The sequence below is a fragment of the Pseudomonas palleroniana genome, assembly GCF_022836895.1.
Classification (GTDB): domain Bacteria; phylum Pseudomonadota; class Gammaproteobacteria; order Pseudomonadales; family Pseudomonadaceae; genus Aquipseudomonas; species Aquipseudomonas palleroniana.
In genome coordinates, this window is sequence record NZ_CP092411.1 from 1,930,982 (window position 1) to 1,955,423 (window position 24,442).

27 protein-coding genes and 1 pseudogene are annotated in these 24,442 nt (G+C 61.4%); 14 read left to right on the top strand and 14 right to left on the bottom strand.

Annotated elements, in window-relative coordinates:
• The first annotated feature begins 106 nt into the window (after positions 1 to 106).
• A complete protein-coding gene (locus MJP36_RS08790) occupies positions 107 to 589 on the top strand; it encodes a GyrI-like domain-containing protein (protein ID WP_090368994.1) in 483 nt (160 codons plus the stop codon).
• Between the two features lie 59 nt (positions 590 to 648).
• On the opposite strand, the gene MJP36_RS08795 is transcribed toward MJP36_RS08790, so the two are convergent.
• Positions 649 to 1,149, bottom strand: coding sequence for a GNAT family N-acetyltransferase (locus tag MJP36_RS08795; RefSeq protein WP_244385192.1), 501 nt, complete (start codon positions 1,147 to 1,149; stop codon positions 649 to 651).
• 161 nt (positions 1,150 to 1,310) lie between these two features.
• On the opposite strand from MJP36_RS08795, the gene MJP36_RS08800 reads away from it, so the two are divergent.
• The 4 genes and pseudogenes from MJP36_RS08800 to MJP36_RS08815 all read left to right on the top strand — a co-directional run bounded on the left by MJP36_RS08800 (position 1,311) and on the right by MJP36_RS08815 (position 3,842).
• Positions 1,311 to 1,730 (top strand): YybH family protein, encoded by a 420-nt coding sequence (locus tag MJP36_RS08800; protein WP_244385193.1) that lies wholly within the window; start codon positions 1,311 to 1,313, stop codon positions 1,728 to 1,730.
• 38 nt (positions 1,731 to 1,768) lie between these two features.
• Positions 1,769 to 2,113 carry a YciI family protein gene (locus tag MJP36_RS08805; protein WP_060754082.1) on the top strand — a complete coding sequence of 115 codons (345 nt, stop codon included), beginning with the start codon at positions 1,769 to 1,771 and terminating at the stop codon, positions 2,111 to 2,113.
• Between the two features lie 34 nt (positions 2,114 to 2,147).
• Positions 2,148 to 2,621: an SRPBCC family protein gene (locus MJP36_RS08810; protein ID WP_161549336.1), complete on the top strand. Its 474-nt coding sequence runs from the start codon at positions 2,148 to 2,150 to the stop codon at positions 2,619 to 2,621.
• Positions 2,618 to 3,842, top strand: a pseudogene (locus MJP36_RS08815) (RNA polymerase sigma factor). Before MJP36_RS08810 ends, MJP36_RS08815 begins: the two are co-directional and overlap by 4 nt.
• Before the next feature lie 119 nt (positions 3,843 to 3,961).
• On the opposite strand, the gene MJP36_RS08820 reads toward MJP36_RS08815, so the two are convergent.
• Positions 3,962 to 4,816 carry a LysR family transcriptional regulator gene (locus MJP36_RS08820; protein ID WP_060757211.1) on the bottom strand — a complete coding sequence of 285 codons (855 nt, stop codon included), beginning with the start codon at positions 4,814 to 4,816 and terminating at the stop codon, positions 3,962 to 3,964.
• Between the two features lie 89 nt (positions 4,817 to 4,905).
• On the opposite strand from MJP36_RS08820, the gene MJP36_RS08825 reads away from it, so the two are divergent.
• Positions 4,906 to 5,349, top strand: a complete 444-nt coding sequence (locus MJP36_RS08825) for a multidrug/biocide efflux PACE transporter (protein WP_060757212.1) — start codon at positions 4,906 to 4,908, stop codon at positions 5,347 to 5,349.
• 111 nt (positions 5,350 to 5,460) lie between these two features.
• On the opposite strand, the gene MJP36_RS08830 is transcribed toward MJP36_RS08825, so the two are convergent.
• A complete protein-coding gene (locus MJP36_RS08830; RefSeq protein ID WP_090369003.1) occupies positions 5,461 to 6,366 on the bottom strand; it encodes a LysR family transcriptional regulator in 906 nt (301 codons plus the stop codon).
• Positions 6,367 to 6,478: 112 nt separating this feature from the next.
• Here MJP36_RS08830 and MJP36_RS08835 point away from each other — a divergent pair, with 112 nt between their 5' ends.
• Positions 6,479 to 7,330, top strand: coding sequence for an NmrA family NAD(P)-binding protein (locus tag MJP36_RS08835; protein ID WP_161549333.1), 852 nt, complete (start codon positions 6,479 to 6,481; stop codon positions 7,328 to 7,330).
• 3 nt (positions 7,331 to 7,333) lie between these two features.
• On the opposite strand, the gene MJP36_RS08840 is transcribed toward MJP36_RS08835, so the two are convergent.
• Positions 7,334 to 8,092, bottom strand: coding sequence for an SDR family NAD(P)-dependent oxidoreductase (locus MJP36_RS08840; protein ID WP_161549332.1), 759 nt, complete (start codon positions 8,090 to 8,092; stop codon positions 7,334 to 7,336).
• A 106-nt stretch (positions 8,093 to 8,198) separates the two neighbouring features.
• Between MJP36_RS08840 and MJP36_RS08845 the strand changes: the two genes are divergently transcribed.
• Entirely contained in the window at positions 8,199 to 9,095 is an 897-nt protein-coding gene (locus tag MJP36_RS08845; RefSeq protein ID WP_244385194.1) for a LysR family transcriptional regulator, read from the top strand.
• Here MJP36_RS08845 and MJP36_RS08850 read toward each other — a convergent pair.
• A complete protein-coding gene (locus MJP36_RS08850; RefSeq protein ID WP_060757217.1) occupies positions 9,092 to 10,009 on the bottom strand; it encodes a LysR family transcriptional regulator in 918 nt (305 codons plus the stop codon). The genes MJP36_RS08845 and MJP36_RS08850 overlap by 4 nt on opposite strands.
• 121 nt (positions 10,010 to 10,130) lie before the next feature.
• Between MJP36_RS08850 and MJP36_RS08855 the strand changes: the two genes are divergently transcribed.
• Genes MJP36_RS08855 through MJP36_RS08865 form a run of 3 tightly spaced genes read left to right on the top strand, consistent with a single transcriptional unit; the run spans position 10,131 to position 12,796 of the window.
• Entirely contained in the window at positions 10,131 to 10,889 is a 759-nt protein-coding gene (locus tag MJP36_RS08855; protein WP_198760702.1) for a 5-oxoprolinase subunit PxpA, read from the top strand.
• Between the two features lie 57 nt (positions 10,890 to 10,946).
• The gene (locus tag MJP36_RS08860) at positions 10,947 to 11,825 is read left to right on the top strand and encodes a 5-oxoprolinase subunit B family protein (RefSeq protein WP_244385195.1); all 879 of its coding nucleotides are present in this window, start codon (positions 10,947 to 10,949) and stop codon (positions 11,823 to 11,825) included.
• On the top strand, positions 11,822 to 12,796 hold the full coding sequence (locus MJP36_RS08865) for a 5-oxoprolinase subunit C family protein (protein ID WP_060757220.1): 975 nt from the start codon (positions 11,822 to 11,824) through the stop codon (positions 12,794 to 12,796). Before MJP36_RS08860 ends, MJP36_RS08865 begins: the two co-directional genes overlap by 4 nt.
• Before the next feature lie 139 nt (positions 12,797 to 12,935).
• On the opposite strand, the gene MJP36_RS08870 is transcribed toward MJP36_RS08865, so the two are convergent.
• Together MJP36_RS08870 and MJP36_RS08875 are read right to left on the bottom strand one after the other, a co-directional pair.
• Complete coding sequence (locus MJP36_RS08870) at positions 12,936 to 14,552, bottom strand: inorganic phosphate transporter (protein WP_060757221.1); 1,617 nt, start codon at positions 14,550 to 14,552, stop codon at positions 12,936 to 12,938.
• Between the two features lie 328 nt (positions 14,553 to 14,880).
• A complete protein-coding gene (locus MJP36_RS08875) occupies positions 14,881 to 15,903 on the bottom strand; it encodes a transporter (protein WP_244385196.1) in 1,023 nt (340 codons plus the stop codon).
• A gap of 1,283 nt (positions 15,904 to 17,186) precedes the next feature.
• Between MJP36_RS08875 and MJP36_RS28075 the strand changes: the two genes are divergently transcribed.
• Entirely contained in the window at positions 17,187 to 17,795 is a 609-nt protein-coding gene (locus MJP36_RS28075) for a methyl-accepting chemotaxis protein (RefSeq protein ID WP_413037845.1), read from the top strand.
• Here the strand turns inward: MJP36_RS28075 and MJP36_RS08885 are convergent, their stop codons facing one another.
• The 3 genes from MJP36_RS08885 to MJP36_RS08895 all read right to left on the bottom strand — a co-directional run bounded on the left by MJP36_RS08885 (position 17,796) and on the right by MJP36_RS08895 (position 20,730).
• On the bottom strand, positions 17,796 to 18,968 hold the full coding sequence (locus MJP36_RS08885; protein WP_244385198.1) for a sensor histidine kinase: 1,173 nt from the start codon (positions 18,966 to 18,968) through the stop codon (positions 17,796 to 17,798).
• 182 nt (positions 18,969 to 19,150) lie between these two features.
• On the bottom strand, positions 19,151 to 19,456 hold the full coding sequence (locus tag MJP36_RS08890) for a PepSY domain-containing protein (protein ID WP_104994623.1): 306 nt from the start codon (positions 19,454 to 19,456) through the stop codon (positions 19,151 to 19,153).
• Between the two features lie 122 nt (positions 19,457 to 19,578).
• Positions 19,579 to 20,730 (bottom strand): glycerophosphodiester phosphodiesterase, encoded by a 1,152-nt coding sequence (locus tag MJP36_RS08895; protein WP_244385199.1) that lies wholly within the window; start codon positions 20,728 to 20,730, stop codon positions 19,579 to 19,581.
• A gap of 232 nt (positions 20,731 to 20,962) precedes the next feature.
• Between MJP36_RS08895 and MJP36_RS08900 the strand changes: the two genes are divergently transcribed.
• Entirely contained in the window at positions 20,963 to 21,286 is a 324-nt protein-coding gene (locus MJP36_RS08900; protein WP_244385200.1) for a DUF2025 family protein, read from the top strand.
• On the opposite strand, the gene MJP36_RS08905 is transcribed toward MJP36_RS08900, so the two are convergent.
• Positions 21,283 to 21,606 (bottom strand): antibiotic biosynthesis monooxygenase family protein, encoded by a 324-nt coding sequence (locus tag MJP36_RS08905; protein ID WP_060757227.1) that lies wholly within the window; start codon positions 21,604 to 21,606, stop codon positions 21,283 to 21,285. The genes MJP36_RS08900 and MJP36_RS08905 overlap by 4 nt on opposite strands.
• Positions 21,603 to 22,310, bottom strand: a complete 708-nt coding sequence (locus MJP36_RS08910) for a CTP synthase C-terminal region-related (seleno)protein (protein WP_244385201.1) — start codon at positions 22,308 to 22,310, stop codon at positions 21,603 to 21,605. Before MJP36_RS08910 ends, MJP36_RS08905 begins: the two co-directional genes overlap by 4 nt.
• Positions 22,311 to 22,390: 80 nt before the next feature.
• Here MJP36_RS08910 and MJP36_RS08915 point away from each other — a divergent pair, with 80 nt between their 5' ends.
• Entirely contained in the window at positions 22,391 to 23,275 is an 885-nt protein-coding gene (locus MJP36_RS08915; protein ID WP_104994620.1) for a LysR family transcriptional regulator, read from the top strand.
• Here the strand turns inward: MJP36_RS08915 and MJP36_RS08920 are convergent.
• Together MJP36_RS08920 and MJP36_RS28080 are read right to left on the bottom strand one after the other, a co-directional pair.
• Positions 23,272 to 23,790 (bottom strand): DUF1003 domain-containing protein, encoded by a 519-nt coding sequence (locus MJP36_RS08920; RefSeq protein ID WP_060757230.1) that lies wholly within the window; start codon positions 23,788 to 23,790, stop codon positions 23,272 to 23,274. The two genes, MJP36_RS08915 and MJP36_RS08920, sit on opposite strands and share 4 nt — an antisense overlap.
• 75 nt (positions 23,791 to 23,865) lie before the next feature.
• Positions 23,866 to 24,345, bottom strand: a complete 480-nt coding sequence (locus tag MJP36_RS28080) for a methyl-accepting chemotaxis protein (RefSeq protein ID WP_425226340.1) — start codon at positions 24,343 to 24,345, stop codon at positions 23,866 to 23,868.
• Positions 24,346 to 24,442: the final 97 nt, after the last annotated feature.

Here is a 24,442-nt window from a genome sequence, read left to right on the forward strand (position 1 = left end):
GGCCGGTTGTCCAGATGCGTAGGAAAATTTTCTGCATGGTGTGCAGCGCGGATATACCCCTATACTCGATGCGGGCTTGTTCCCTCACAAGAAGGAGACTGTTCGTATGGATCAGCAGATAAAACAACCGCTCGAGCCACGCATGGAGGACGGTAAAGCGCTGGTGATTGCGGGTGTGCAGGGGCGCTATTCAAAAGCTACCGTGGGGGATATCCCCAAGTTGTGGGAGCTGTTTGATAGCTGCATCAAGGACATCAAGAAGCGCGTTGGCGGTGTGACCTATGGGGTGTGTCATAACCCTCACCACGGCGAGTTCGATTACATGGCCGGGGTGGAAGTCCCGAGCAAGGGCGATGCACCGGGCAACTTCGAAACCCTGGAAATTCCCCCGCATCACTACGCCGTATTCTCGCACCACGGCCCTGTGCAAGCGCTTGAGCAGACCTACGAGCGCATCATGTTCGAGTGGTTGCCGCACTCGGGCTTCAAGGTGGCCGGGGCGGATTTCGAGCGCTATAGCGCGGATTTCGATGTGCGCAAGGGCACGGGGACGGTGGAGATCTGGTTGCCGGTTGAAACCAAGTCCTGAAACGGCTGTGGGTCGATGTCACGTAAACATGACCTGGCCGTCAAACAGTCATGTTTACGTTACATCGACGGGCTGAACGTCCATCTCAACCTGCGCTCATAGTCAGCCCGGCCCTTGTAGGCCTCCCCGCTATCCACCCATCCAGCCGCCCGATACAACCCCATCGCCGCCACATTGTTCGCGTCCACCGACAACTCCAAGCCCTTGATCTGCGGCCAGGCCCGTATCGCCGCTGCCGGCAGCGCGTGCAGGCATGCCTTGCCGAAGCCGCGTCCTTGCTGGGTGCGTTCCACTTGCAAGGCGTGCAGCGTGGCGCTGTGTTCATCAGCCCAATGAGGCAGGCACGGTGGGCGTTTGAGCAGCATGAAGGCCACAGGCCGGTCGTCGGCAAGCAGGGCGAAGCCTTTGATCGCGGCGGGGTTGGGATTGACCAGCAGGCTGTTCAGCGCACAGCCGATGTCGCCGGAAAATGCCAACTGCTCGGGATGCACTTGCAGGGTATTGAGCTGCTGTTTTTGCACAAGGCTCAACGTCTCATAGGGGACGAGGCGGGTTTCCATTGGCGGTGCATCCCAAAGACTACAGAGAGGCGCGAATTCTAACGGTTTTGCAGGCGGCTAAATTATTTTTCAGCGGGCTGTCGATTGAGCCAGGGCTGATTCGACTAAGGGTGCACTTCGTGATGTTTACCTCTCTCCCCACAAAAAAAAGGAGTATCACTATGAGCACTGCCATCCACTCTCTGATCGATCAATGGAAGCAAGCTGTGCTTGCCCGGGATATCGATAAAATTGTCAGCTTTTACGCCGACGATATCGTCTCGTTCGACGCCGTTGCCGCGTTGCAATTCAAGGGCAAGGCCGCCTATCGCGCCCACTGGGAAGCGTGCATGGAGCACTGTCCCGGCCCGGGTATTTTCGAGTTTCATGAACTGCGCATTGTAGAAGCCGCGGATAGCGCCTTTGCCCATTGGTTGGCGCATTGCGGCGGTGCCGGGCCGGATGGCGTGGTGAAGGCGTGCTGGATGCGGGTGACGGCCGGTTACCAGCGCCTCGATGGCCAATGGAAGGTGGTGCATGAGCATTGGTCGGCGCCCTTCGATATGCAAAGCGGCGTCGCCTTGTTCGAGCTGAAACCTTGAGCCGAACTATAGTCATGAGTCCGCAAATGGAGACGCACATGAAATACCTCTGCCTGATCTACAGCAACGAACAGGTGTTGCACAGCTCGCCGGACAGCCCCCAGGACCCGGAGTGTTTCGCCTACGCGCAGTCCGTGCAGGCCAGCGGCCGCATGCTTGCCGCCGAGCCGCTGGAGTCGGTGACCACCGCCACTACCGTGCGCATGCGCAATGGCAAGTTGTCGATCACCGATGGGCCGTTTGCTGAAACCAAGGAGCAATTGGCCGGGTTCTACCTGATCGACGCCAGGGACCTGAACGACGCGATCCAGGTGGCCGGCGGTATTCCGGCGGCGCGGGTCGGCAGTGTGGAAGTGCGTCCCGTGCGTGAATTGAAACTCTGACCAGCATAATCATAAAAACCCAAGAGGATTGGCGATGAGTACCCAAGCTCCCTTCGAACTGTCCATCAGCCGCGTGATCGACGCCCCGCGCAGTCGTGTCTTCCGCGCCTGGACCACGCCTGAATTGTTGAAACAATGGTGGGGACCGCATGGCATGACCACCCCCGAGTGCGAAATGAACCTGTGGGTCGGTGGCCTGTTTCGCACCCTCATGCGTGCCCCGGATGGCAGTGAGTATCCAACCCAGGGCGTTTTCCTGGAAATCGATGCGCCCAACCGGCTGGTGTTTACCGATGCCTTCATGCCTGGCTGGATTCCCTCAGGCAAGCCGTTCATGACCGCCGAGGTCACGTTCGAAGAGCTCGACGGTAAAACCCGCTACACCGCTCGCGCCATGCACTGGAATGCTGAAGACAAACAGGCCCACGAGGCCATGGGGTTTCATGATGGCTGGGGCCAGAGCCTGGACCGCCTGGTGACGCTGGTGACCCAGGGCATGACCGATTGACGCTGCCGATCGAGGCGATATACCGCAGCGAATCACGGCGCGTACTCGCGACGCTGATTCGCTTGCTCGGTGATTTCGACCTCGCCGAAGAGGCCCTGCACGAAGCGTTTTTTGTCGCGGTGCAGCGCTGGCCACAGGACGGTGTGCCGGACAATCCGCGTGCCTGGCTGGTCTCCACCGGCCGCTTCAAAGCCATCGACCGCCTGCGCCGCCAGGCCCGGTTTACCCCCTTACTGCGGGAGCAGGCTGACGCGCTGGAAGCGGTTGACTGGAATGAGGAAGACGTGGAAGACGATCGCCTGCGCCTGATCTTCACCTGCTGTCACCCGGCGTTGGCGGCCGATGCCCAGGCGGCGCTGACGTTGCGTGAGATCTGCGACCTCACCACCGAGGAAATTGCCCGCGCTTTTCTGGCTTCGCCCACCGCCATCGCCCAGCGCATCGTGCGCGCCAAGGGCAAGATTCGTGAAGCGAAAATCCCCTATCAGGTGCCGTCTTTGGCGGAGTTGCCCGAACGTCTGGACAGCGTATTGCAGGTGATTTACCTGGTGTTCAACGAGGGCTATTCGGCGTCCATGGGCGCCGATCTCACCCGCGAAGAGCTGACCCGCGAAGCCATCCGCCTGACGCGCCTGCTCGCGCAGTTGCTGCCGGAGCCAGAAGTCATGGGCTTGCTGGCGTTGATGCTGTTGCATGAATCCCGCCGAGCGGCGCGCACCTCGGCCGCGGGTGAGTTGGTGTTGTTGCAGGAGCAGGACCGCGATTTGTGGGACGCCTCCTTGATCGCTGAAGGCTGCGCGCTGGTGGAACAGGCACTGACCACCGGGCGTTTCGGGCCATACTGCCTGCAAGCGGCGATTGCTGCGGTGCACGCCGAGGCGGCCAGCGCCGAGGACACCGACTGGTTGCAGATTGTCGGGCTTTACGATGTATTGCTTCGGCAAGTGCCGTCGCCGGTGATCGAGTTGAACCGCGCCGTAGCGGTGGCGATGTGCGAGGGGCCGGGGGCGGGGCTACAGCAGGTCGAGACGATTCTGGCGCGTGGAGAGCTGCTGGATTACCACTTGGCGCATTCGGCGCGGGGGGGAGTTTTACCGACAGTTGGGGCGGGTGGAAGAAGCACGTTCGGCTTATGAAACAGCCCTGTCACTGACCCAGCAAATCCCCGAGAAACGCTTCCTCGAAAACCGCCTGGCCAACCTCGAATCCCTTGCGCGATAAAGATCAAATGTGGGAGGGGGGCTTGCTCCCGATAGCAGGGTGTCAGTCACAGTATTGGGTGACTGACCCACCGCTATCGGGAGCAAGCCCCCTCCCACATTTTTATTGGGTGGGAAATATCATTCCAACATCTTGGCCAACAACCAACTCCCGGCAGGGCCCGGCGGGTGGTGGCGTGACCATAGCGCATCCACCGCCACCGAACGCGGCCAGCCGCGGGCCTTGAGCTCGACCAATTGCCCGCCGCCAAAGCGTTCCACCAGCCAGCGCGGAATCGGTGCCCAGCCGAAGCCCAATTGAGCCATCTCCAATAGCATCAGGTAACTGGGAGCCGACCAGACGCGGCCGTTGGCACGGGTTTCATTCGGGTTGATGATGCTTGCCAGGCGCAATTCGCGGTGTTGTTGCAGGGCGTGCGCGGTCAGCGTGTCGAGCCCGGCCAGTGGATGTTTCGGTGACACGAAAAGGGCAATTTCCGTGCTCTCTTCCACGGGCGCACGGGTCAGGTCCGGCGGATACACCTCCTGGTGCTCGATAAACGCTATCTGGGCCCGACCGCTTTGCACCAAGGCGATCAGGTCTTCGCATTCGGCGATCAGGCATTCCAGCTCAAGGTCCGGGTAGCGCTGTTCAAACGCGCTGAGGGCGACCTCGAAACGGTCGGACTGGTAGGTATCGGACATGGCGATACTCAGCTTGGGCTCCAACCCCTGGGCCAGTTGATTGGCGGCCATTTCCAGGCGACTGCTGGCCTCCAGCACCTGCTCGGCCCGTTGCAGCAGCACATGGCCGGCAGGCGTGAGCGTCGGCTTGCGGCTACTGCGATCGAACAGCACCACATCCAGATCAATCTCAAGACTGGCGACCGCCGCGCTGACGGTGGACTGGCTCTTGCCCAGCTTGCGCGCCGCAGCGGAGAACGAGCCTTGGGTGGCCGCTTGCACAAACGCCTGCAGCACTTCATTGGAGGCCATGACTATCGCCTTTATCGATGGTTACTGGTTATGAAGTATCGGTTCGATGCGGGATTATCGCAACCATCGCCATTCACGGAGCGCAGGTTATGCACCCTACCAAGTCGATTACTGAACGTATCGGTCAAGCCCTGGGTTTTGAGGGCCTGGCCTTGTTGATCTGCACACCGCTGCTGGTGTGGATCACCGGCCGGCCGGCCCTGGAAATGGGCGCGGTGACCCTCGGGCTGAGCCTGTTGGCGCTGACCTGGAACATCATTTTCAACAGCCTGTTCGACCGCCTGAAGGTTCGCCTGCAATTGGCCGGCGGCGCATGGACGCGGGTGTTGCACGCGCTGTTGTTTGAGGGCGGGTTGATTATCGTCGCGGTGCCTTTGATCGCGGCGTGGCTGAATATCAGCCTGATGCAGGCGTTCATGCTCGACATCGGCGTACTGCTGTTCTTCCTGCCGTACACCTATGTGTATCACTGGGGGTATGACGTCATTCGGGAAAAAATCCGCAACAAAAACGCTATCCCATGTAGGAGCTAGCATGCTGTGGCGAGGGAGCTTGCTCCCGTACGACAGCGCAGCTGGCGCCCGCTTTCAGGGGCGCTTCGCACCCCAGCGCAAGCAAGCTTACTCGCCACAACAAGCGAGCGCCTACAGACAGGTAAGCGAGCCGACAAAGTCCAGGAATGCCCGCACCTTGGCGGCGGGCAAATGCCGCGAAGGATAGTAGGCATACAGTGGAAAACGCTCGTCAGGCCAGTCGGGAAACAACTCCACCAGACTGCCGGCCTTGAGCGCCGGGGCCAGGCCCAGGTCGAGCATCTGGGCCACCGCGTGGCCGTGCTCGCACACGCTGTATAACGTGCTGGCATCGTTGACCACCAGGCGACCATCGGTACGCACGGTCAGTCGCTCGCCGGGGCGGTGGAATTCCCAGGCAAATGGGCGACCGGTTTGTGAGTCGCGAAAATCCAGGCACATATGGCCGTGTTCCAGATCCTGGGGCACGGCAGGTCGGCCGTACTGTTCAAGGTAAGCGGGGGCGGCGACGGTGAGCACCCGCACCTCCATCAACTGACGGGCGATCAGCGAGGAGGATTGCGGGATGCCGAAGCGAACCGCCAGGTCGAAACCGTCGGCCACCAGGTCGCCGAGTTGGTCGCGGGTGTGCAGGTCCAACTGCAATTGCGGGTAGCGGCGCATGAAGTCACCCAGCACTGGGCCCAGCACCAGCCGCGAAAAATACGGGTCGATATTGACCCGCAGGCGCCCGCGCACTGTCAGGGCGCTGTCGGCCGCCGAACTGGCCGCCTCTTCCAGGCCCGCCAGCAGAGGCGCGATGTGTTGATAGAAACGTCGCCCTTCATCGGTCAATTGCACCGACCGTGTCGTGCGGTCGAACAGGCGAATACCCAGGCGTTTCTCCAAGCGCGAAATCGCCCGGCTGACACCGGAGGCCGTCATGTCCAGGCTGTCGGCAGCGCGTGCGAAGCTGCCGCTGTCGACCACCGCCGCCAACACGCCCATGCCACCGGCCAGGCTCGGATCAAAGCTCATTGATGATTTTCCGTCAGGTATGCAATGACACTGATGCTATCGAAGAATCCTACGGTTGCGCAGGATAATTTCCCCATCGCGACACGAGTCGCCTTTGCAGGGGAGAACACTGATGTATGCAGTCACAGGTATCACTGGAAAAGTCGGCGGAGCCGTTGCCCGCACACTGCTCGCCGCTGGGCAGCCGGTACGCGCCGTAGTGCGCAGCGCCGACAAGGGCGTCAGTTGGGCCGCGCGCGGCTGTGAGGTGGCCGTGGCGGAGGTGGATGACCCGCAAGCCATGGCGGAAGCCTTCGCCGGGGTGACGGGCGTGTTCATCATGCTGCCGTCGAATTTCGACCCATCGCCGGGCTTTCCGGAAACCCGCCGGGTGGTGGAAAACATCCGTCAGGCCCTGGCGTGCGCACGCCCTGGCAAGGTGGTATGCCTGTCCACCATCGGCGCCCAGGCCACGCAACCGAACCTGCTCAACCAACTGCACCTGCTGGAGGAAGCGGTGGGCAGCCTGGAGTTGCCGGTGACGTTTTTGCGCCCCGGCTGGTTCATGGAAAATGCATCGTGGGATGTCGAGGCGGCGGTGGCAGGGCGGATCTCAAGTTTCCTGCAACCCTTGGACAAACCGGTGCCGATGGTTGCCACGGCGGATGTCGGACGCGTGGCGGCTGAACTGCTGCTGGAACCCAGCCCGCGTATCGTGGAACTGGAAGGCCCGCAGCGCATCACCCCGTACCAGCTGGCCGCCGAATTCGCCCGCGTGCTCGGCAAACCGGTCGACGTAGAAGCGGTTCCCCAGGCGACCTGGCATGCACTGTTCAGCGGCCAAGGCATGCGCAACCCGCTACCGCGGATTCAGATGATCAACGGCTTTAACGAAGGCTGGATCGAATTCGAAGGCACCCCTCGCCAAGGCACGGTCGAACTGGGCACGGTGCTTGGCGAGTGGGTGCAACGCAGCGGCGTTTGAACCTTACAGAAACATGCCGCCCGAGGCTTCGATACGTTGGCCGGTGATCCAGTGGCTGCCATCGGCCAGCAAGCTGGCAATGGCCCCGCCGATATCGTCCGGCAGGCCGGCGCGGCCCAGGGCGGTGTTTTGGGCGACCATCGCATTCAGCGCCTGATTGTCGCGCACGGCGCCACCGCCGAAATCGGTTTCGATGGCGCCGGGCGCCAGGACATTCACGCTGATGCCACGCCCGCCCAATTCCTTGGCTTGATAGCGGGTGAGGACTTCCATCGCGCCTTTCATGGCAGCATACGCCGCATACCCCGGCAGGCTGAACCGCGCCAGGCCGCTGGAGATATTGATGATGCGGCCACCATCGCGGATCAGCGGCAGCAGTTTCTGGGTCAGGAAAAACGGCCCCTTGAATTGGATTGCCACCAACTGATCGAACTGTGCCTCGGTGGTCTCGGCAAAACTGGCGTGGGCGCCGATGCCGGCGTTGTTGATCAGAAAATCGAAGTGATCCTGTGCGAAAACATCTTTGAGCACAGTGGTGATTTCGCCGACGAAGCCCTCGAACCTGTCGCTGCGGCTGACATCCAGTTGCAGCATGGCGGCACGGCCGCCCAAGGCTTGAACCTGCTCGACCACCGCTTGGGCTTCGGCGGCGGCGCTATGGTAGGTGCCGATGATGTCGATGCCTTGTGCGGCCAGGTGCAGCGCGGCGCTTTTGCCCAGGCCGCGGCTGGCGCCGGTAATCAGTGCGATTTTACGGGTCATGGTGATGTCCTCTCAGGTGATCAGTGAGAGGAAGTGTATTTGTCCGTTCATAACGTGATAAACAGCGCTATACCGGAATCACTGGCCGGATAAGGCGAACAATCCCATGAACAAACTTGAGCTGCTGCGCACCTTCGTGCGCGTGACCGAACTGTCGAGTTTCACCCAGGCCGGCGACAGCCTCGGCCTGCCGCGCTCCACCGTCTCCGAACATGTGCAGGCACTGGAGGAACTGCTCGGCGCACGTTTGTTACAGCGCACCACGCGCAAGGTGCAGGCGACCCAGGACGGCCGAGTCTTGTATGAACGCAGCAAGGACCTGCTGGCCCATATGGAGGAGCTGGAAGGCTTGTTCCGCCAGGATGAAACGCAACTGGCCGGGCGTATCCGCGTGGACCTGCCCAACGTGCTGGCGCGGGACATGCTCTTGCCGCACCTGCCCGCATTCCTGGAGCGCCATCCACTGATCGAGATGGAAATCAGCAGTACGGACCGCCAGGTCGACCTGATTGCCGAAGGTTTCGATTGTGTGTTGCGTGTCGGCGCGCAACCCGACCAAACCGTGGTCGCACGCCGCGTGTGCAGCATGCCGATGGTCAACTGCGTCAGCCCTGCCTACCTGCAACGTTATGGCATGCCCACGACCCTGGCTGACCTGGCCGAGCATCAATTGGTGCACTACGTGAGACCCTTGGGCGCACGCTCGACAGGGTTCGAATATCAGCAGGGCCACAAGGTGGAGCGCGTGGCGATGGCCGGGCGCGTCACCGTCAACAGCACCGATGCGTATCAGGCCGCGTGCCTGGGCGGATTCGGCATCATCCAGGTGCCGCGCCTCGGTATTGAAGAGTTACTGGGCAGTGGAGAACTGGTGGCGGTGCTGCCGGATTACCCGGCGCCGCCGTTGGACGTGTCCTTGCTGTACGCCGGCCAGCGCCATCTGCCGTTGCGCGTGCGGGTGTTCATGGATTGGCTGGCGGCCATCCTGCAAGCTCGGTATTAACGACGTGCCGATAATTGCTGCGGCGCCAGGAAGGCGTCGTGGAAGTAATCGCGGAACGCCTGCATCGGCGGGGTGAAGGCACGCTCGCGGTGCCAGGCCAGGCCCACGCTCATGGGGGTGACCGGGTCGGTGACGGTCAGGGTTTCGATGCGCTTGCCTTCCAGGGACCACGGCCGGTGGACCAGGTCTGACAGAATCGCCACACCGCTGCCGTTGGCGACCATGCTGCGCACCGCCTCCACCGAACTGGTGCGCAGCCGCACCTTGGGCGTTTGCCGGGCCTGTTCCCAGTAGCGCATGGCGCTGTGTTCGGCCTCGTCGACGGTGAGCAGAATGTAGGGTTCCTGCGCCACATCCGCCAGGCTTACGGCACTGCGTTCGCACAGCGGGTGATGGCTGGGCAGCCACAGGCGGCGTTCCGAGTTGAACAGGGTTTCAGAGACGATATCGGCATGGGTGAGGTTGGCGGTGAGCACCACGGCCATATCGAACTGGCCATCGAGCAGGCCCTGTTCGATCGCCTGGCGCTCCTGCTCGAAGACCTCGATGCTGACGTCCGGGTGCCAGTGTTCCATGCGTTGCAGGTGGTGGGGCAGGAAATAACCCAGCACCGTGTAGCTGGCGGCTACGCGCAGCACACCGCTGGCGCGGTAGTCGGGCAAGGGGCTGTTCAGCGCGTCGTCGACACTGCGCAGGATCACGTAGGCACGGTTGAGAAAGTGCCGGCCGGCGTCGGTCAGGTTCATGCCCTGGGCCGAGCGCACGAACAGTTGCACGCCAAGCATGGCCTCCAGTTCCTTGATTGCGGTGGTCACGGCCGACTGGGAGATGTTCAGGTGAATCGCCGCCTGGGAAATCTGGCCGATCTCGGCGGTGGCCACGAAGTAGCGGACTTGGCGCAAGGTCAGGGACATCTGCCACTCCAATGCAGTGAGCTATCTGTTTTTCAGAAGATGAGCCATCTGATAATAGATCTTCCCAAGGGGTCAAGACACAGCCTACTTTCAGCCATCATCTTTTGGCGGAGCGACCCCGATGCAGGCAGTGGATTTAAACTCGGACATGGGCGAAAGCTTCGGCCCCTGGACCATTGGCGACGGTGTCGATGCGCAGTTGATGGCCTACATCAGCTCGGCGAATATCGCCACCGGCTTTCACGCCGGCGACCCCGGCACCATGCGCCGTACGGTCGAGCGTGCCAAGCAACTGGGCGTTGCCATCGGTGCCCATCCGGGTTTTCGCGACCTGGTGGGTTTCGGTCGCCGGCATATCAACGCACCGGCCCAGGAGCTGGTGGATGACATGCTCTACCAACTCGGCGCCCTGCGCGAAATGGCTCGCGCCCAAGGGTTGACCCTGCAACACATCAAGCCCCATGGCGCGCTTTATATGCACCTGGCCCGCGACGAAGCCGCGGCGCGGCTGCTGGTGCAGAACCTGCAAATCATCGAGCCGACGTTGCGGTTGTATTGCATGCCCAATTCGGTGATCTGGCGAGTGGCCAAGGAGTTGGGGCAACCGGTGGTGCGCGAGTTTTATGCCGATCGTGAATACGACTTGAGCGGCTCCATCGTATTTACCCGCCAGGTGCGTGCGCTCGATCCTGCAACGGTCGCGGCACGCGTCCTGCGTGCCTGTCAGACCAACCTGGTGCGTACCGTAGAAGGTGAGGATCTGTTTATCGAGTTCGATTCGATCTGCCTGCACAGCGACACCCCGGGTGCGCTGGAGCTGGTGGAAGCCACCCGTGAAGCCTTGGACGAGGCGGGCATCATCGTCAGAACGCCACACTAAAAAAACGCCCGATTATTTTTTGCCTGCCTTTCTACAATGATTCCAAGAGGAACAGACATGGCTGAAACGTCCCCCATCCGCTACAGCTTCGGCGGTGATGAACACCTGTTTGCCGAGGTCAGCGACAGCATGTCCCTGCAGGCATTTTTCAAAGGCATGGCGGTGACCCGCGCCGTTGAACGCCTGGCCCTGGAAGGCGTGCTGGATGTGTGCCTGGCCAATGCGTCGTTCCAGATCCGCTTCGACCCTGACCGCATCGCGCCCCATGTGCTGCTTGACGCGGTGCAGAGCGCCGAAGCCCAGGCGGTGGCCGAACGCACCTTGCACACGCGCATCATCGAAATCCCGGTGCTCTACAACGACCCCTGGACCCATGAAACCCTGATGCGTTTTCGCGACCGCCATCAAGACCCCGGCAGCACCGATCTGGAGTACGCCGCCCGCATCAATGGCCTGGCCGATGTGGCCGCGTTTATCGCCGCGCACAGTGGCGCACCGTGGTTTGTGTCGATGGTGGGGTTTGTCGCGGGGTTGCCGTTCATGTTCCAGATGGTCGAGCGCGAGCGCCAATTGCAGGTGCCCAAGTACCTGCGCCCACGCACCGACACGCCGAAGCTGACCCTGGGCCATGGCGGATGCTTTGGCTGCATCTACTCGGTGCGCGGCGCCGGCGGTTACCAGATGTTCGGCGTGACCCCGGCCCCCATCTATGACCCGGCGCAGCAGTTGGCCTATCTCAAGGAGCGCATGGTGTTCTTCCGGCCGGGTGACATCGTGCAGTTCAAGCCCCTGGACCGCGAGGCCTACGACTTGGCCGTCGCCGAGGTCGAGGCCGGCCGTTTCGACCTGCGCATTCGCCCAGTGGAATTTTCCCTCGACGCATTTCTCGCCGACCCCATCGGCTACCCGAAAACCCTGCAGGAGGCACTGGCATGATCAAGGTGCTCAAACCCGGCCTGGCTACCTCAGTGCAGGACCTGGGGCGTGAAGGTTATTACCACTTGGGCATCCCCCCGTCGGGTGCGCTGGACCAGTATGCGTTGAGTGCGGCCAACCACCTGGTGGGCAACCCGATCGGTGCGGCGGGCCTGGAGTGCACGTTGATCGGCCCGCAGCTTGAGTTTCAACAGGACGCGCTGGTGGCGCTCAGCGGCGCGCTGATGTCGCCGCGCCTGGATGGCGAAGTGGTGCATCAGGACACTGCGTTCCAGGTCCGTGCCGGGCAGGTGTTGCGCTTTGAGTTTCCCAAGGCGGGCGCACGTACTTATCTGGCCGTGGCCGGGGGCATTGATGTGCCGCTGGTGCTCGGCAGCCGCTCGACCTACACCCTTGGCGGGCTCGGTGGGTTTGCCGGGCGACGTTTGCAGGAAGGCGATGAACTGCCGATCGGCGAGGCCAGTGGGCGGGGGCGGGCGGGCAATAGTCTGCCGATGGCCCTGCGGCGGTCGGTCGGCGGTGATGTGACGTTACGGGTGGTGCCGGGGTTGTATTACGAGCGGTTGGCCGACGCGGCGAAAAGCAGCTTCTTTGCCGAACCCTGGACAGTCGGGTCCGAGGCGGACCGTATCGGCTACCGATTCAAGGGCGGTAGTGCGTTGAGCTTTCAACCCAGGGAGCAACCGTTTGGTGCCGGGTCGGATCCGTCCAATATCGTCGACAGTTGCTACCCGATTGGCTCGATCCAGGTGCCGGCCGGGCTGGAGCCGATTGTGCTGCATCGGGATGCGGTATCGGGTGGCGGCTACGCGATGATCGGCACGGTGATCAGCGCCGACCTGGATCTGATCGGGCAGATGCAGCCGAACCAGCGCGCGGGGTTTATCGCGGTGACTTTGGAGGAGGCGTTGGAGGCGCGGCGGGTCTATAAAAAGCGCCTGAAAATAATGGGTGGGTTGTTCAATACCTGAAGAACACAGAGGACTATGTGGGAGGGGGCTTGGTGGGAGGGGGCTTGCTCCCGATAGCGGTGGGTCAGTCAATGATTTGCTGACTGTACCACCGCTATCGGGAGCAAGCCCCCTCCCACATTTTTTGCCCTGTGTTGTGTCAGAACAGTTGGGTGAACAGCCAGTACAGGCTGCCTGACAGCAGGATTGCCGCCGGCAACGTCAGCACCCACGCCATCACCAGATTACGGATAGTGCGCATCTGCAACCCACCGCCATTGGCCACCATGGTCCCGGCCACACCGGAGGACAGCACATGGGTGGTCGACACCGGCAAACCGTACATATCCGCCGCGCCGATGGTCAGCATCGCGACCATTTCGGCCGAGGCGCCTTGGGCGTACGTCAGGTGGGTCTTGCCGATCTTCTCGCCCACCGTCACCACAATGCGCTTCCAACCGACCATGGTGCCCAACCCCAGGGCGATGGCCACGGCGATCTTCACCCACAGTGGAATAAAGCGCGTGGAGTTGTCGATCTGCTCTTTGAACAACTTCAGTTTGTTCTGGGTATCGGCGTCGAAATTGCCGACCTTGCCTTTGTCCATCAAGCGAATGGTTTCGCTGGTCAGGTACATGTCGTTACGCACGTTGCCGACGGCTTCGGCAGGCACTTTGGCCAGGGAGCCGTAGCCTTTGACTTCGTCGCCGATCTGGCCGGCGAGGGCGGCGAGGGCGGGTACCAGCTCCGGCGTGGCTTCCTTGGTGCGTACGTAGGTCGAAAGGATCGGGCGTGGATCACCCGGCAAGACCTGCGGCGCACTTTTCACCAGTGCCACCTGGGTCACCTCGGCCACCGCCGCGAACTGCAGCGATTGTTCGGCGGGCATGGTGCGGTTCAGCGCGTAGGCCATCGGCAGCGTGCCCACCAGGATCAGCATGATCAAGCCCATGCCCTTCTGGCCGTCGTTGGAACCGTGGGCGAAGGACACCCCGGTGCAGGTGGCGATCAGCATGCCGCGAATCCACCAAGGCGGTGGGGTGTCGCCCTTCGGTGCCTTGTACAGCGAGCGGTTTTTCACAAAGGCGCGCAGGGCCAGGAGCAGCATCGCGGCAAAAGCGAAGCCGATCAGCGGCGACAACAATAATGCGTAACCGATCTTGATCGCCTGGCTCCAATCCACACCGCTGGTGCCGTCACGCCCGTGCATCAGGGCATTGGCCACGCCGACGCCGATGATCGAACCGATCAAGGTATGGGAGGACGACGCCGGCAACCCCAGCCACCAGGTGCCGAGGTTCCACAGGATCGCCGCGATCAGCAGGGCGAAGATCATCGCGAAGCCGGCCGACGAACCGACCTGCAAAATCAACTCGACCGGCAATAACGCAATGATGCCGAACGCCACCGCACCGCTGGAGAGCAGCACGCCGAGGAAGTTGAAGAAGCCCGACCAGACCACCGCAAAATGCGGCGGCAGTGAGTTGGTGTAGATCACCGTGGCGACGGCGTTGGCGGTGTCGTGAAAGCCGTTGACGAACTCGAAGCCCAGGGCGATCAACAACGCCACACCCAGCAGCAGGAAGGGCGTCCAGGTGGTGACCACCGTGCCCAGTTCATGCATGTCGTGCATCAGGCTGTAGGCGGTGAACAACAGGCCCATGGCCAGTACCGCGAAGAAAATGATCACCGTGACCAGGCCAGGTTTCTTGTCCAGCCTGGGTTTGGGGTCTGTGCGTGACGCGGTGGTGGAGGCAGTCAGGGAAGGGGTGGCCATGCCGGAGCATCCAGTGTGAGGAGGATGCCGTTCATGATCATTGCTGAATGTTACAGAGATGCTGCCGCAAATCAGTGTTTCGGCCATTGAGCGTACCGCTGATCCCAAAACACCGCCTGATCCTGTGGGAGGGAGCAAGCCCTAATGCCAGTCAGTTAAGGCTTGACGCGGTCATTGTGGGAGGGGGCTTGCTCCCGATGGACCGCGAAGCGGCCCCAAAAATGGGCCTGCTACGCAGTCCAGCGGGAGCAAGCTCCCTCGCCACATGTTATCCGTCTTCCGCTCTATCGCTTAACTGACTGGTATTAGGGCTTGCTTCCTCCCACACTCAATAGTCTTTGCGTTTTCTGAACGCCCAGCGCCCGGCAATCAGGGTAAACGTCGCCACCAGTGCCACCAGGATCCAGAACCCCTCCGGGTCGGTAGAGAGCGGCACTCCGCCCACGTTCATGCCAAAAAAACCGGCAATGATGTTGATCGGCAGCGCCAGCACCGTCACCACAGTGAGGGTAAACAGCGTGCGGTTGCTTTGTTCGTTGAGGTTGGCCGCGATCTCTTCCTGCAACAGCTTGATGCGTTCACCCAGGGCCGTGAGGTCGTTGATGATCAGCGCGAACTCCTCGGTGGATTTACGCAACTCCTTCACGTCTTCCTTTTGCAGCCATTGCGGCGGGCGATTGAGCAGGCGCAGCAGCGACCCCGGCTCCAAGGCCAGCAGGCGTTGCAGGCGCACCAGCACGCGGCGCGCGGCCCCCAGTTCGGCACGGTTGGTGGATAACCGCGAGGACAGCAACTGGTCTTCGATCTGGTCGACGCTGAGGCTGGTCTTGCGCACGATCTGTGTCAGCACTTCGCCTTGATCGCGCAATAAATGCACAAGCAACTCCAGAGGGGAGCGGAAGTGTTCACCGGCCTTGACCGATGAGCGCAGTTTGTCCACCGAGTGCAACGGTTGCAGGCGCGCGCTCACCAGCAAACGGCTGTGGGCGCAGACCCACAGCGTGGAAATATCCGATGAAACCATGCTGCTGAAGTTGAACACCACGTCGTTGACTACCGCCAGCAACGCCGAGTCGACGTGCTCGATACGCGTGGAGCGCGAGCCTTCGTGCAGCGCCTCGAAAAACTCCTCGGGCAATGCCAGATGGGCCTGCATCCAACGCTGGCAGGCCGCGTGGGCAAGGTTCAAGTGCAACCACAGGAACTCGTCTGGATCGGACGGTTCCTGCAAGGCCTTGAGCGCGGTGGCCGAATCGATCTGCTCGCCTTTTTCGCCGGGTCGAAAACGAAAACCGTAAAGCAGGCCAAACAGGTCGGAATCCTGATGGCCGTGGTCGATGCTGTGGTTCATGGAGGCTCGCAGAGAAAGCGCCTGTAGGACGTTTCACAGGTTCGCGTGGGCGAATCATTGCAAGGATATTTGACAATTTTGTGACCGTTTCAAGGTTCGGGCGGTACGTGAAGACAATTTTTTGACCACTGGTCAGCTAGGCTCAATATGCGTCTGGAACAGCCGATCCAGCGTATGAGTACCCTGTGCAGCAGCGGTGCCTTTGATGACAGGGACGTTGCGGCGTGCATGCACCATTTCCCTTGTATCGAGGCGTTACCCCGATGAATGTTTTGCGAACCTCCTTGAGAGCACAAATCCTGTCGCTGCTCGGTGGCAGCTTGTTGGCGACGTTGTTGATCGCCCTGGCCTGTTTCAATTTCCTCTCCAATGGGGTGCAGAGTTATCGCAGTTTGATCGAGGGGCCCTTGCTCACCTCACAGTTGATCGATGAAGCCAACCTGCAATTCAAGGTGCAGGTGCAGGAATGGAAAAACGTGTTGTTGCGCGGCAAGCAGCCTCAGGACATGAACAAATATTGGGGCCAGTTCCAGGACCGCGAACGTGATGTGCAAGGCATCCTCACGCGGCTGGTGGCCCAGACCCGGGAAGACCCGGCCTTGAGCAAACGGATCGAGACCCTGCGTCAGGAACATCAGCAATTGGGTCTGGCTTACGAAAAAGGGCGTGACGCCTATGTGGCCGCGGGCGCCGACCCGACCGCCGGCGACAACGCTGTCAAAGGTGTGGATCGCGCCGCCAGTGAGCAAATGAGCGCGCTGGTCAGCGACCTGCGTGAGCAAGGCCAGAAACAATCCTTGAGCATCAGCGCCCATGCCGAGCGCACGGTGATGCTGGGCCTGGCGATCATGCTGCTGTCGGGCGTGCTCATCGGTGTGTTCAGCCTGTTCTTGATCAACCGCAATTTGATTCTGCCGATTCGTGGCTTGATCGACTACGTCACCCAACTCAGCCATGGGCGCTTTGCCGAACGCGTCGCCAGTCGCCGTCAGGATGAGTTGGGCCATTTGGCTGCGGCAGCCAATACCCTGCGCGACTTTCTGGCCGAAACTTTCAGCCGCCTGCAGCGCAGCGCCACCGATCTGGTCAGCGCCAGCGGTGAGTTGAATTCGATTGCCGGGCAAATGGCAACCGGCACTCATGAACAATTCAACCGCACCGACCAGGTGGCCACGGCCATGACTGAAATGTCCGCCACCGCCCAGGAAGTTGCCCGCCACGCCGCCAGCGCTTCGCGTGCGGCGGATGAGGCTGACCAGTCGGCCCGTGAAGGCGGCGAAGTGATGCAAGTGACCATTGCCACCATCGGCCAGATGCGCACTGAAATCCTCAATACCGGCACCATCATCCGCCGCCTGGAAACCGACAGTGTGCGTATCGGCAAGGTCCTGGAAGTGATCCGCGGCATTGCCGAACAAACCAACCTGCTGGCGCTCAACGCAGCCATTGAAGCGGCGCGGGCGGGTGAAGCCGGGCGTGGCTTTGCGGTAGTGGCCGATGAAGTCCGCAGCCTGGCGCAACGCACGGCGGCGTCGATCATCGAGATCAACCAGATTATTGAGGCGGTGCAAACCGGTGCGGTGGATGCGGCCGAGGCGATTGTCAGCGGCCAGTCCTGCAGTGACGACAGCGTGTTGAAAGTCACCCAGGCTGGCGAGATGCTCACTCATATCACCCAGGCAGTGGAAGCGATCCGTGACATGAACCGTCAGATCGCCACGGCGGCGGAAGAACAGACGTCGGTGGCCGAAGATATCTCATGCAACATCACCCAGATCACCACGGTTGCCACGGCAAACATGGACAACGTGCAGCGCACTGAAGCGGCCAGCCAGAACCTGCGCAGCTTGTCTGCGCAGTTGAATGAAGTGACGGCGCGCCTGGGCGCGTGATCAGGGCAGGGGCAAGTGGAAGCTGAATTGGGTGCCGTGCTGTGCATGGGTGGTCACGTTCAGCTCACCGCCATGGGCGTCGGCAATCTGCTGGACGATATACAACCCCAGGCCCAGGCCGGTCTGGGATGTACCGGGAAGCGGGCGTGAGAAAGGCTGGAACAGGCGCGGCAATGCTTGCTCACTGATCTGACCGGCGTTTTTCACCGCCACTATCAAATGACCATGCTCGATCTTCGCCGTGACATACACCGGGCTATTCCGGTTGCCGTGATGGAGGGCGTTGACGAGCAGGTTGCAGAGCAGTTGCGCCAGGCGCTCGCGGTCGCCATACACGCCGTGCAGTTCGCCGATGTCGGCGTGAATCAGCCGCTGCGGGTGCGCGCTTTGCACCTCGGCCACCACCTGGCCTAGAGCCTCCTGCAAATCCACGCAGTCGGTGAGGCGCAGGGCAATGCCGCTGCCCATTCGGCTACGGGTGAAGTCCAATACATCTTCGACCCGCTGTGACGCACGTTGCGCGTTGGCGAGGATATGGCGCACCAGTGAGTCGGTCGTCGGGTTGGGGTGTTTGTCCAGCAGCCGCTCGGCACCGAAGTTGACGGCAAACAGCGGATTGCGCAGGTCGTGCCCCAGTGCGCCGATGAGTTGCTCGCGCAGCTCGGCGGTGCCGCGTTCTTCCTGCGAGTCGGTTTCAGTTCGTGGCCGGTTTTCTTCGGCTTCGATTTGCAACGAGAGCACCCGGGCAAACCCCTCCATGATCGATTGGAGGGGGCTGTCACGCAGGGACGCGGGCTTGGGGTCGAGTGCGCAGATCGTGCCGAAGAAACTGCCGTCGGTACGGAATACCGGCACGGCAATATAGCTTTCAAACACGTAGATACGTGGGGTGTGGTGGTTGCGGTAGATCGGATCTTCGCTGGCCTTGTCGATCACGACGCAATCATGTGAACGGTGAATGTCGTAGCAGATCGTGGTGGTCAGGTCCAACTCGCCGCCCACGCCGATGCCGTAGTTCAGTTGATCGAGCACGGCGCATGCGGTCCAGTTATCGTCGGTCACCCGGGATACGGCGGCAAAGCGCAGGCCGGCCATATCGCAGATGACCTTGAGCATCGCGGGCACGGCATTGATTCGGCCAATCATGGCGACGTCGGCGATCCTTTGCTCCATGCGGCAGCCTCGACCTTGTGGGCGTCGGGCGTTATGCCCTGGCCAGACAGTGAGATTCTACGACCTTGCGCGCCGTAGGTGTCATTTCATCCGAGGGTAGCAAACAGGCTCTGCTTCAGGCGTTCAAACGCCCATAAAAAAACCGCGTCACCCGAAGGTGACGCGGTTTTTTCAAGTTCGACTCAAGTGTCTTGCTTGTCTTCCAGCACGGTGCCGGTCTTGGCATCGAGCTTGACTTCAAACTTCTTGCCGGTGGTATCGGTGATGTCCACCTCATACACCAGCACACCGTTTTTGTGGTCCAGCTCGGTATCGGTGATGGTCGCGCCAGGGTGTTTGGCCAGGGCGGCGGCGTTGAGTTTCTCGAACGCCATCACGTCGCCGGATTTGAGCAGGCTGGGAATCTGGTCCGGGCGCACATCGGCTTGGGCCAGGCCGGCAGTCAGGGTCAGGGCGGCGGCGGCGAACAGGGCGGTCAGACTTTTCATCGTGTATTTCCTTTTGCGGGTGAGCTGTTTAAGTGGGCTCAGGTTATCCAGTGCAACTTAATTCACCCTTAATTAGTTCAAGCCATTGCGCCGTTCGTTCAATCTGCCATGCCCATGGTTTTTTAATAACCGTGATCGGCCAGCAACTGCTTCACGTTCGACGACGGGAAGCGATTGTAGAACTTCAACAGTTCAGCGGCGCGGTTGGTGAAGATGCCATCAACCCCGGCGTCCATGACTTTCTTGAAGTCCACCGCTTCATCCACGGTATAGACATGCACCAGCAGGCCCTTGTCGTGGGTCAGCTTGTTCATTTCAGGCTTGACCAGGTCGGTGTAGCTCTGGTCGCCATGATGGGTCAGCTCGGCCGAAGGGCCGGTGCCGATGGCGCCGAGGCTCTTGGCGTCGTCGACCCATTTTTCGAACTCGGCGGCGTCCTTCGGCTCTTGCTTGGCGTAGTAGGCGGCCTTGGTCGGCTCGCCGGACTCGGCGAATGTCTGCGTGGATTTTGGCTCGATGCTGCCGGCACCGACCCACAGCAGCAAGATTTTCGGAGTGTTGGGCATTTCTTTTTGCAGCTCTTTCAAGCTGTCTTTTTCAAACGTCTGCAGCACCACGCGGCCTTTACCCTGGCCGACACCAGTGTTGCTCTTGCCCAGCTTGGAGCCGGCGGAGCTCAACCAGCCTTTATCCAGCAGCTTGTTTTTCAGGTCGGCTTCGATGCCCGGGAACTGCTTGGGCTCCTTGGTCTCGATGTACAGGCCGGGTTTGTGCTGCGGGTTGCCTTCGGCGATCTTGATGATGTCATCCAGGCTCTGGATTTTCAGGCCCACGAACCCTGGACGGGCGCGGTCCGGGTAGGCGGCGTTGAACCAGCTGCCGGCATCCAGGGTACGCAGTTCGGCCCAGGTGAATTCGTTGGCCGGGGCATCTTTGCGTTCCGGGAATTTGCTGGCTACGTCGGTGGTGCGTTGCAGGTTGTTGTCGTGCAGGGCGAACAGGACACCATCCTTGCTGCGCTGCAGGTCCATTTCCAGGTAGTCGGCGCCCAAATCGCGTGCCACCTTGTAGGCGGCGGCGGTGGACTCAGGAGCGTCGTAGGAAGCGCCACGGTGGGCGATGACCGCCGGGTACGGAATGCCTTCGCTTGTCGCCAATTCAGCCGGGCTGATCGGTTCGGCTGCCTGTGCGGGGCCAAGGCCGAGCATCAGTGCGAGCATCAAGGCACTGCCGATAGTGGTGGGCACCGGGCCGTTGGAAAACGTGACAGGCATATGCGAAGTCCTTTCGTGGAGGTAACTTTGAGAAGGCGTCCTTTTTAACAATTGATTGCGAATGGCGCTATCACCAAACCGACATTAACGTGCGCACGCGCCGATTTTTGGGTTTTTTTGTGCAGTCTTGCAGTACTCTTGCCCCAAGCTGCCCCGTCAGAGGGCCGAATTTTTGTGCCACGCGTGTAAACCATCTTTCCAGTCCCAGTGGGACTTTTCAGTGAGGTTTACCATGCGCATCACCTCCGAGCTTATCTGCCAGGCCGCCGACCAACTCCACGGTTTTGTCGGCCTTAACCGTAAAAGCGGCCAGTACATCGTGCGTTTCAGCGAAGATGCCTTTGGCATGGACGTGGCCGATGACGGCATCATCCCGACGGCCGAATTTGTCTGGCTGCCCGCGGTCGACCACACCATGACCTTGTCCCGCGAGCGCATTCAGTTGCTGCTGGATCAAAATATCGATGACCGCTTCAACATCACCGAGCCGTTGCGTGTGTATATGCGCCGGGTGGAAATCCCGCCGATCAGTGCCTTGCGCAGTCTGGTCAGTTAATTGCGCGCAAAACCGTAGGCCCGCTCCACCTTGCACACCCGCGTTTGAAACGCCGAGTACCAGGTAGCGCGGCCTTGTTCGCGCACCGCACAATGTTCTGCCTGCTGCTTCCAGGCCAGGATGGCCGCCTCGCTGCTCCAGTAGGACACGGTGATGCCCAGGCCGTCTTCGCGTGCCGATTCCACGCCGAGGAACCCGGGTTGTTCACGTGCCAGTTCCAGCATGCGTGCAGCGGCCTGGCCGTAGCCCTGATCACCCTCGGTGCGCAGGGAGCTGAAAATAACCGCGTAGTAGGGCGGGGACGGGGTAGTGGCGATCATCGCGACGCTCCTTGGCAAGCTTGCAGCAACGCTGTCGCCAGTGGTGGTGGGGTGCCTTTGAGGGCTGCCCGCTCCGGCTGGAACAGGGTGGCGACGAAAAACGGATGGTCCAGCAGCTCCACGGCGCGCAGATCGCCTGCCGAGTCATGGCCGCTGGCAATCAGGTCGCCTTCAAGCAGCGCGTTGGCGAACTCGGGGTTGATGCCATAGCGGCAGCGATAGCCTTCATCGATATCCAGGGCGCCGTAGGCCTCGGCAATGCGGGTGTAAGGCGTCAGGCGCACGCTGTCGGTCGCCTCTACCAGGGCACAGCTCAGGGGGGCGATCACGGCGCGCTTGGCATCGGGCGCCAGTTCGCCATGTTCGGCATCCGCCCAGCCCAGCACATGGCGCGCATATTCCAGCACGGCGTGTTGAAAACCGCCGCAAGTGCCGAGGAAAGGGCGCTTTTGCTCGCGGGCAAATCGAATCGCCCGCAGTGCGCCGTCGGCGTCGCGATAGGGGCTGGCGGGCACGCACCAGAAGCCATCGAAGCGGTGCAGGGCTGTGTGTGGTGTGAGGGTGTCGGTATCCAGCCACTGCACGTCAATCTTGAGTTTCAAGGCGTCGGCCGCTTGTTGCAAGGCGATCGGAATGGCCTGGTGGGCAATCACGTCGGGGTTGTAGTCGCCGATCAGGGCGAGGTGCAAAACGCTGGGTTTCATCGGGTACGGCCTATGGCTTGTGGTGTTCTGGGGCGCACTATAGATTGGCGTTCACGCAATCAATATTGGCGTTTGCCCACATGCTCAATGCAGCGACGCACTATTCAATCGACTATCCCGACCTGTCACTGATTCTCGCGCTGGTACGCGGTGGCACTCTGGCGCGGGCGGCGACATTGCTGCGGGTGGATGTGTCCACGGTGTTCCGAGCCGTGCGCCGGTTGGAAGCCGCCTTGGGCCAGACATTGTTTGAAAAAAGCCGCAGCGGTTATTTGCCTACCAGCCTGGCAAGCCATCTTGCGCAACAGGCCGAACGTGCCGAGCAGGCCCTGGAGGCGGCGCGTATCGGTGTGGAGCAGGGCGGTGAAGTGATCAGCGGCACGGTGCGCCTGACCTGTACCGATTCGGTGTTGCAAGGCTTGCTGTTGCCGGCCCTGGCGCAGTTCATGCCCGAATACCCGGCGCTGACCCTGGAGTTGAGCACCTCCAATGATTTCGCCAACCTCAGTCGGCGTGATGCGGATATCGCCCTACGCCTGACCAGGACGCCGCCGGAGCATCTGGTGGGGCGCTGCCTGGGCACCGTCCGCTATCAAGTGTGTGCCAGCGCCGAGTATGCGCGCCGGCACGCGGGGCGTGAGTTGGCCGACCTGGCCTGGATCGCACCGGATGATTTTCTGCCGGATCACCCCACGGTGACCTGGCGCCGCGAGCACTTGCCGGGTGTACGCCCCAGCTACCGCTGCAACAGTATGTTGTCGGTGACCGAACTGGTGCGCACGGGATTGGGCGTTGCAGCGCTGCCGGACTTTCTATTGGGCGATGGCCTGCAACCCCTGAGCCCTGCATTGGAGGGGCGTGACACCGCGCTATGGCTGCTGACGCGCCCGGATTGTCGGGCGCTGCGCTCGGTGGTGGCGTTGTTCGATGAGCTGGGACGGCATGTACGCTGGCCGCGGCGTTAGGTTTTTCGCACAAACTGCTCATGCATTTCGCACGTCAGGGTTTCGATACGCTCGGTCAGTTGCTTGGTCATTTCCGTCAGCCGGGTGTTTTGCTCCAGTAGTTCCAGCAGCTGCCTGGTGGTCTGCGCGGCCTGGGCCTGGCGCTCGGTATTGGCGATGGCCAGGGCTTCGCGGTGCTGCGCATCGGCGTCGGACTGGGCTTTGTCTCGCGCCGCCTGGCGTGTCTGGGCCAGCAGGATCAGCGGTGCGGCGTAGGCTGACTGCAGGCTGAAGGCCAGGTTGAGCAGGATAAACGGGTACACGTCGAAGTGCGTGACGCCGCTCATGTTCAGCGCGACCCACAGCACCACGATTGCGGTTTGCGCGCCGAGGAAGGTCGGCGTGCCAAAGAAGCGTGCAAAGGCTTCCGCCTTGAGGGCAAAGGTATCGTTGCCGAAGGTCGGCGCGAGGTGAGCGTGGCCTCGGTGAAAGCGCAGGTGGTCGACCGGCGCGGCTTCTGGTTTGTCTGGGGTCATGGCGGGGGCGAATCCTTGGCGTGAACACAGTCAGCACTATAAACCGAGCCCCCGGCCAGGCACATGAAGAACGAGTCAGCTGTGGCCCCGCTCATTGGCAAACGCACTGACCGCCTGCACCGCCTCGCCGGTGCCTTCGCGAATCTGCAGGATTACCGTGCCGGCCTGGTTGGCCAACTCCACGCCTTGGGCTGCGCGATCACGGGTGGTGCCCATGCTGTCGATGGCTTGGCGGGTTTCTTCCTGGATCATCGCAATCATGTTGGAGATCTCCGTCGTCGAGCCGCTGGTGCGTGCCGCCAATTGCCGCACTTCATCGGCCACCACGGCAAAACCACGGCCTTGCTCGCCGGCCCGTGCGGCCTCGATGGCGGCGTTGAGGGCCAGCAGGTTGGTCTGGTCGGCAATGCCGCGAATGGTATTGACGATGGCGGTGATCTGCTGCGAACGCTCGCCGAGCTTGGCGATCAGTTGCGAAGAGGCATCAATGTCCACGGCAATTTCACGCATGCCCGTGGCGGTTTTCTGAATCACTTCAGCGCCTTTTTCCGCCATGTCCTGTGTGTTCAGGGACAGGTGGTAAGCCTGTGCAGCGCTTTGCGCATCGGCGGCATGTTGCAGCACCCGGGCGGTCACGTCCGAGGCGAACTTG

Coding starts and splice junctions, on each gene's coding strand:
- MJP36_RS08820 (WP_060757211.1), bottom strand. CDS start 4,816: ATGGCCTCCAATGAAGTGCTGCAGGCGTTTGTGCAAGCGGCCACCCAA.
- MJP36_RS08840 (WP_161549332.1), bottom strand. CDS start 8,092: ATGACCCGTAAAATCGCACTGATTACCGGCGCCAGCCGCGGCCTGGGC.
- MJP36_RS08860 (WP_244385195.1), top strand. CDS start 10,947: ATGGCTGAAACGTCCCCCATCCGCTACAGCTTCGGCGGTGATGAACAC.
- MJP36_RS08895 (WP_244385199.1), bottom strand. CDS start 20,730: ATGCCTGTCACGTTTTCCAACGGCCCGGTGCCCACCACTATCGGCAGT.
- MJP36_RS08905 (WP_060757227.1), bottom strand. CDS start 21,606: ATGATCGCCACTACCCCGTCCCCGCCCTACTACGCGGTTATTTTCAGC.
- MJP36_RS08920 (WP_060757230.1), bottom strand. CDS start 23,790: ATGACCCCAGACAAACCAGAAGCCGCGCCGGTCGACCACCTGCGCTTT.
- MJP36_RS08825 (WP_060757212.1), top strand. CDS start 4,906: ATGCACCCTACCAAGTCGATTACTGAACGTATCGGTCAAGCCCTGGGT.
- MJP36_RS08855 (WP_198760702.1), top strand. CDS start 10,131: ATGCAGGCAGTGGATTTAAACTCGGACATGGGCGAAAGCTTCGGCCCC.
- MJP36_RS08790 (WP_090368994.1), top strand. CDS start 107: ATGGATCAGCAGATAAAACAACCGCTCGAGCCACGCATGGAGGACGGT.
- MJP36_RS08865 (WP_060757220.1), top strand. CDS start 11,822: ATGATCAAGGTGCTCAAACCCGGCCTGGCTACCTCAGTGCAGGACCTG.
- MJP36_RS08845 (WP_244385194.1), top strand. CDS start 8,199: ATGAACAAACTTGAGCTGCTGCGCACCTTCGTGCGCGTGACCGAACTG.
- MJP36_RS08890 (WP_104994623.1), bottom strand. CDS start 19,456: ATGAAAAGTCTGACCGCCCTGTTCGCCGCCGCCGCCCTGACCCTGACT.
- MJP36_RS08875 (WP_244385196.1), bottom strand. CDS start 15,903: ATGAACCACAGCATCGACCACGGCCATCAGGATTCCGACCTGTTTGGC.
- MJP36_RS08915 (WP_104994620.1), top strand. CDS start 22,391: ATGCTCAATGCAGCGACGCACTATTCAATCGACTATCCCGACCTGTCA.
- MJP36_RS08910 (WP_244385201.1), bottom strand. CDS start 22,310: ATGAAACCCAGCGTTTTGCACCTCGCCCTGATCGGCGACTACAACCCC.
- MJP36_RS08795 (WP_244385192.1), bottom strand. CDS start 1,149: ATGGAAACCCGCCTCGTCCCCTATGAGACGTTGAGCCTTGTGCAAAAA.
- MJP36_RS08810 (WP_161549336.1), top strand. CDS start 2,148: ATGAGTACCCAAGCTCCCTTCGAACTGTCCATCAGCCGCGTGATCGAC.
- MJP36_RS08870 (WP_060757221.1), bottom strand. CDS start 14,552: ATGGCCACCCCTTCCCTGACTGCCTCCACCACCGCGTCACGCACAGAC.
- MJP36_RS08800 (WP_244385193.1), top strand. CDS start 1,311: ATGAGCACTGCCATCCACTCTCTGATCGATCAATGGAAGCAAGCTGTG.
- MJP36_RS28080 (WP_425226340.1), bottom strand. CDS start 24,345: ATGGCGGAAAAAGGCGCTGAAGTGATTCAGAAAACCGCCACGGGCATG.
- MJP36_RS28075 (WP_413037845.1), top strand. CDS start 17,187: ATGCAAGTGACCATTGCCACCATCGGCCAGATGCGCACTGAAATCCTC.
- MJP36_RS08830 (WP_090369003.1), bottom strand. CDS start 6,366: ATGAGCTTTGATCCGAGCCTGGCCGGTGGCATGGGCGTGTTGGCGGCG.
- MJP36_RS08900 (WP_244385200.1), top strand. CDS start 20,963: ATGCGCATCACCTCCGAGCTTATCTGCCAGGCCGCCGACCAACTCCAC.
- MJP36_RS08835 (WP_161549333.1), top strand. CDS start 6,479: ATGTATGCAGTCACAGGTATCACTGGAAAAGTCGGCGGAGCCGTTGCC.
- MJP36_RS08805 (WP_060754082.1), top strand. CDS start 1,769: ATGAAATACCTCTGCCTGATCTACAGCAACGAACAGGTGTTGCACAGC.
- MJP36_RS08850 (WP_060757217.1), bottom strand. CDS start 10,009: ATGTCCCTGACCTTGCGCCAAGTCCGCTACTTCGTGGCCACCGCCGAG.
- MJP36_RS08885 (WP_244385198.1), bottom strand. CDS start 18,968: ATGGAGCAAAGGATCGCCGACGTCGCCATGATTGGCCGAATCAATGCC.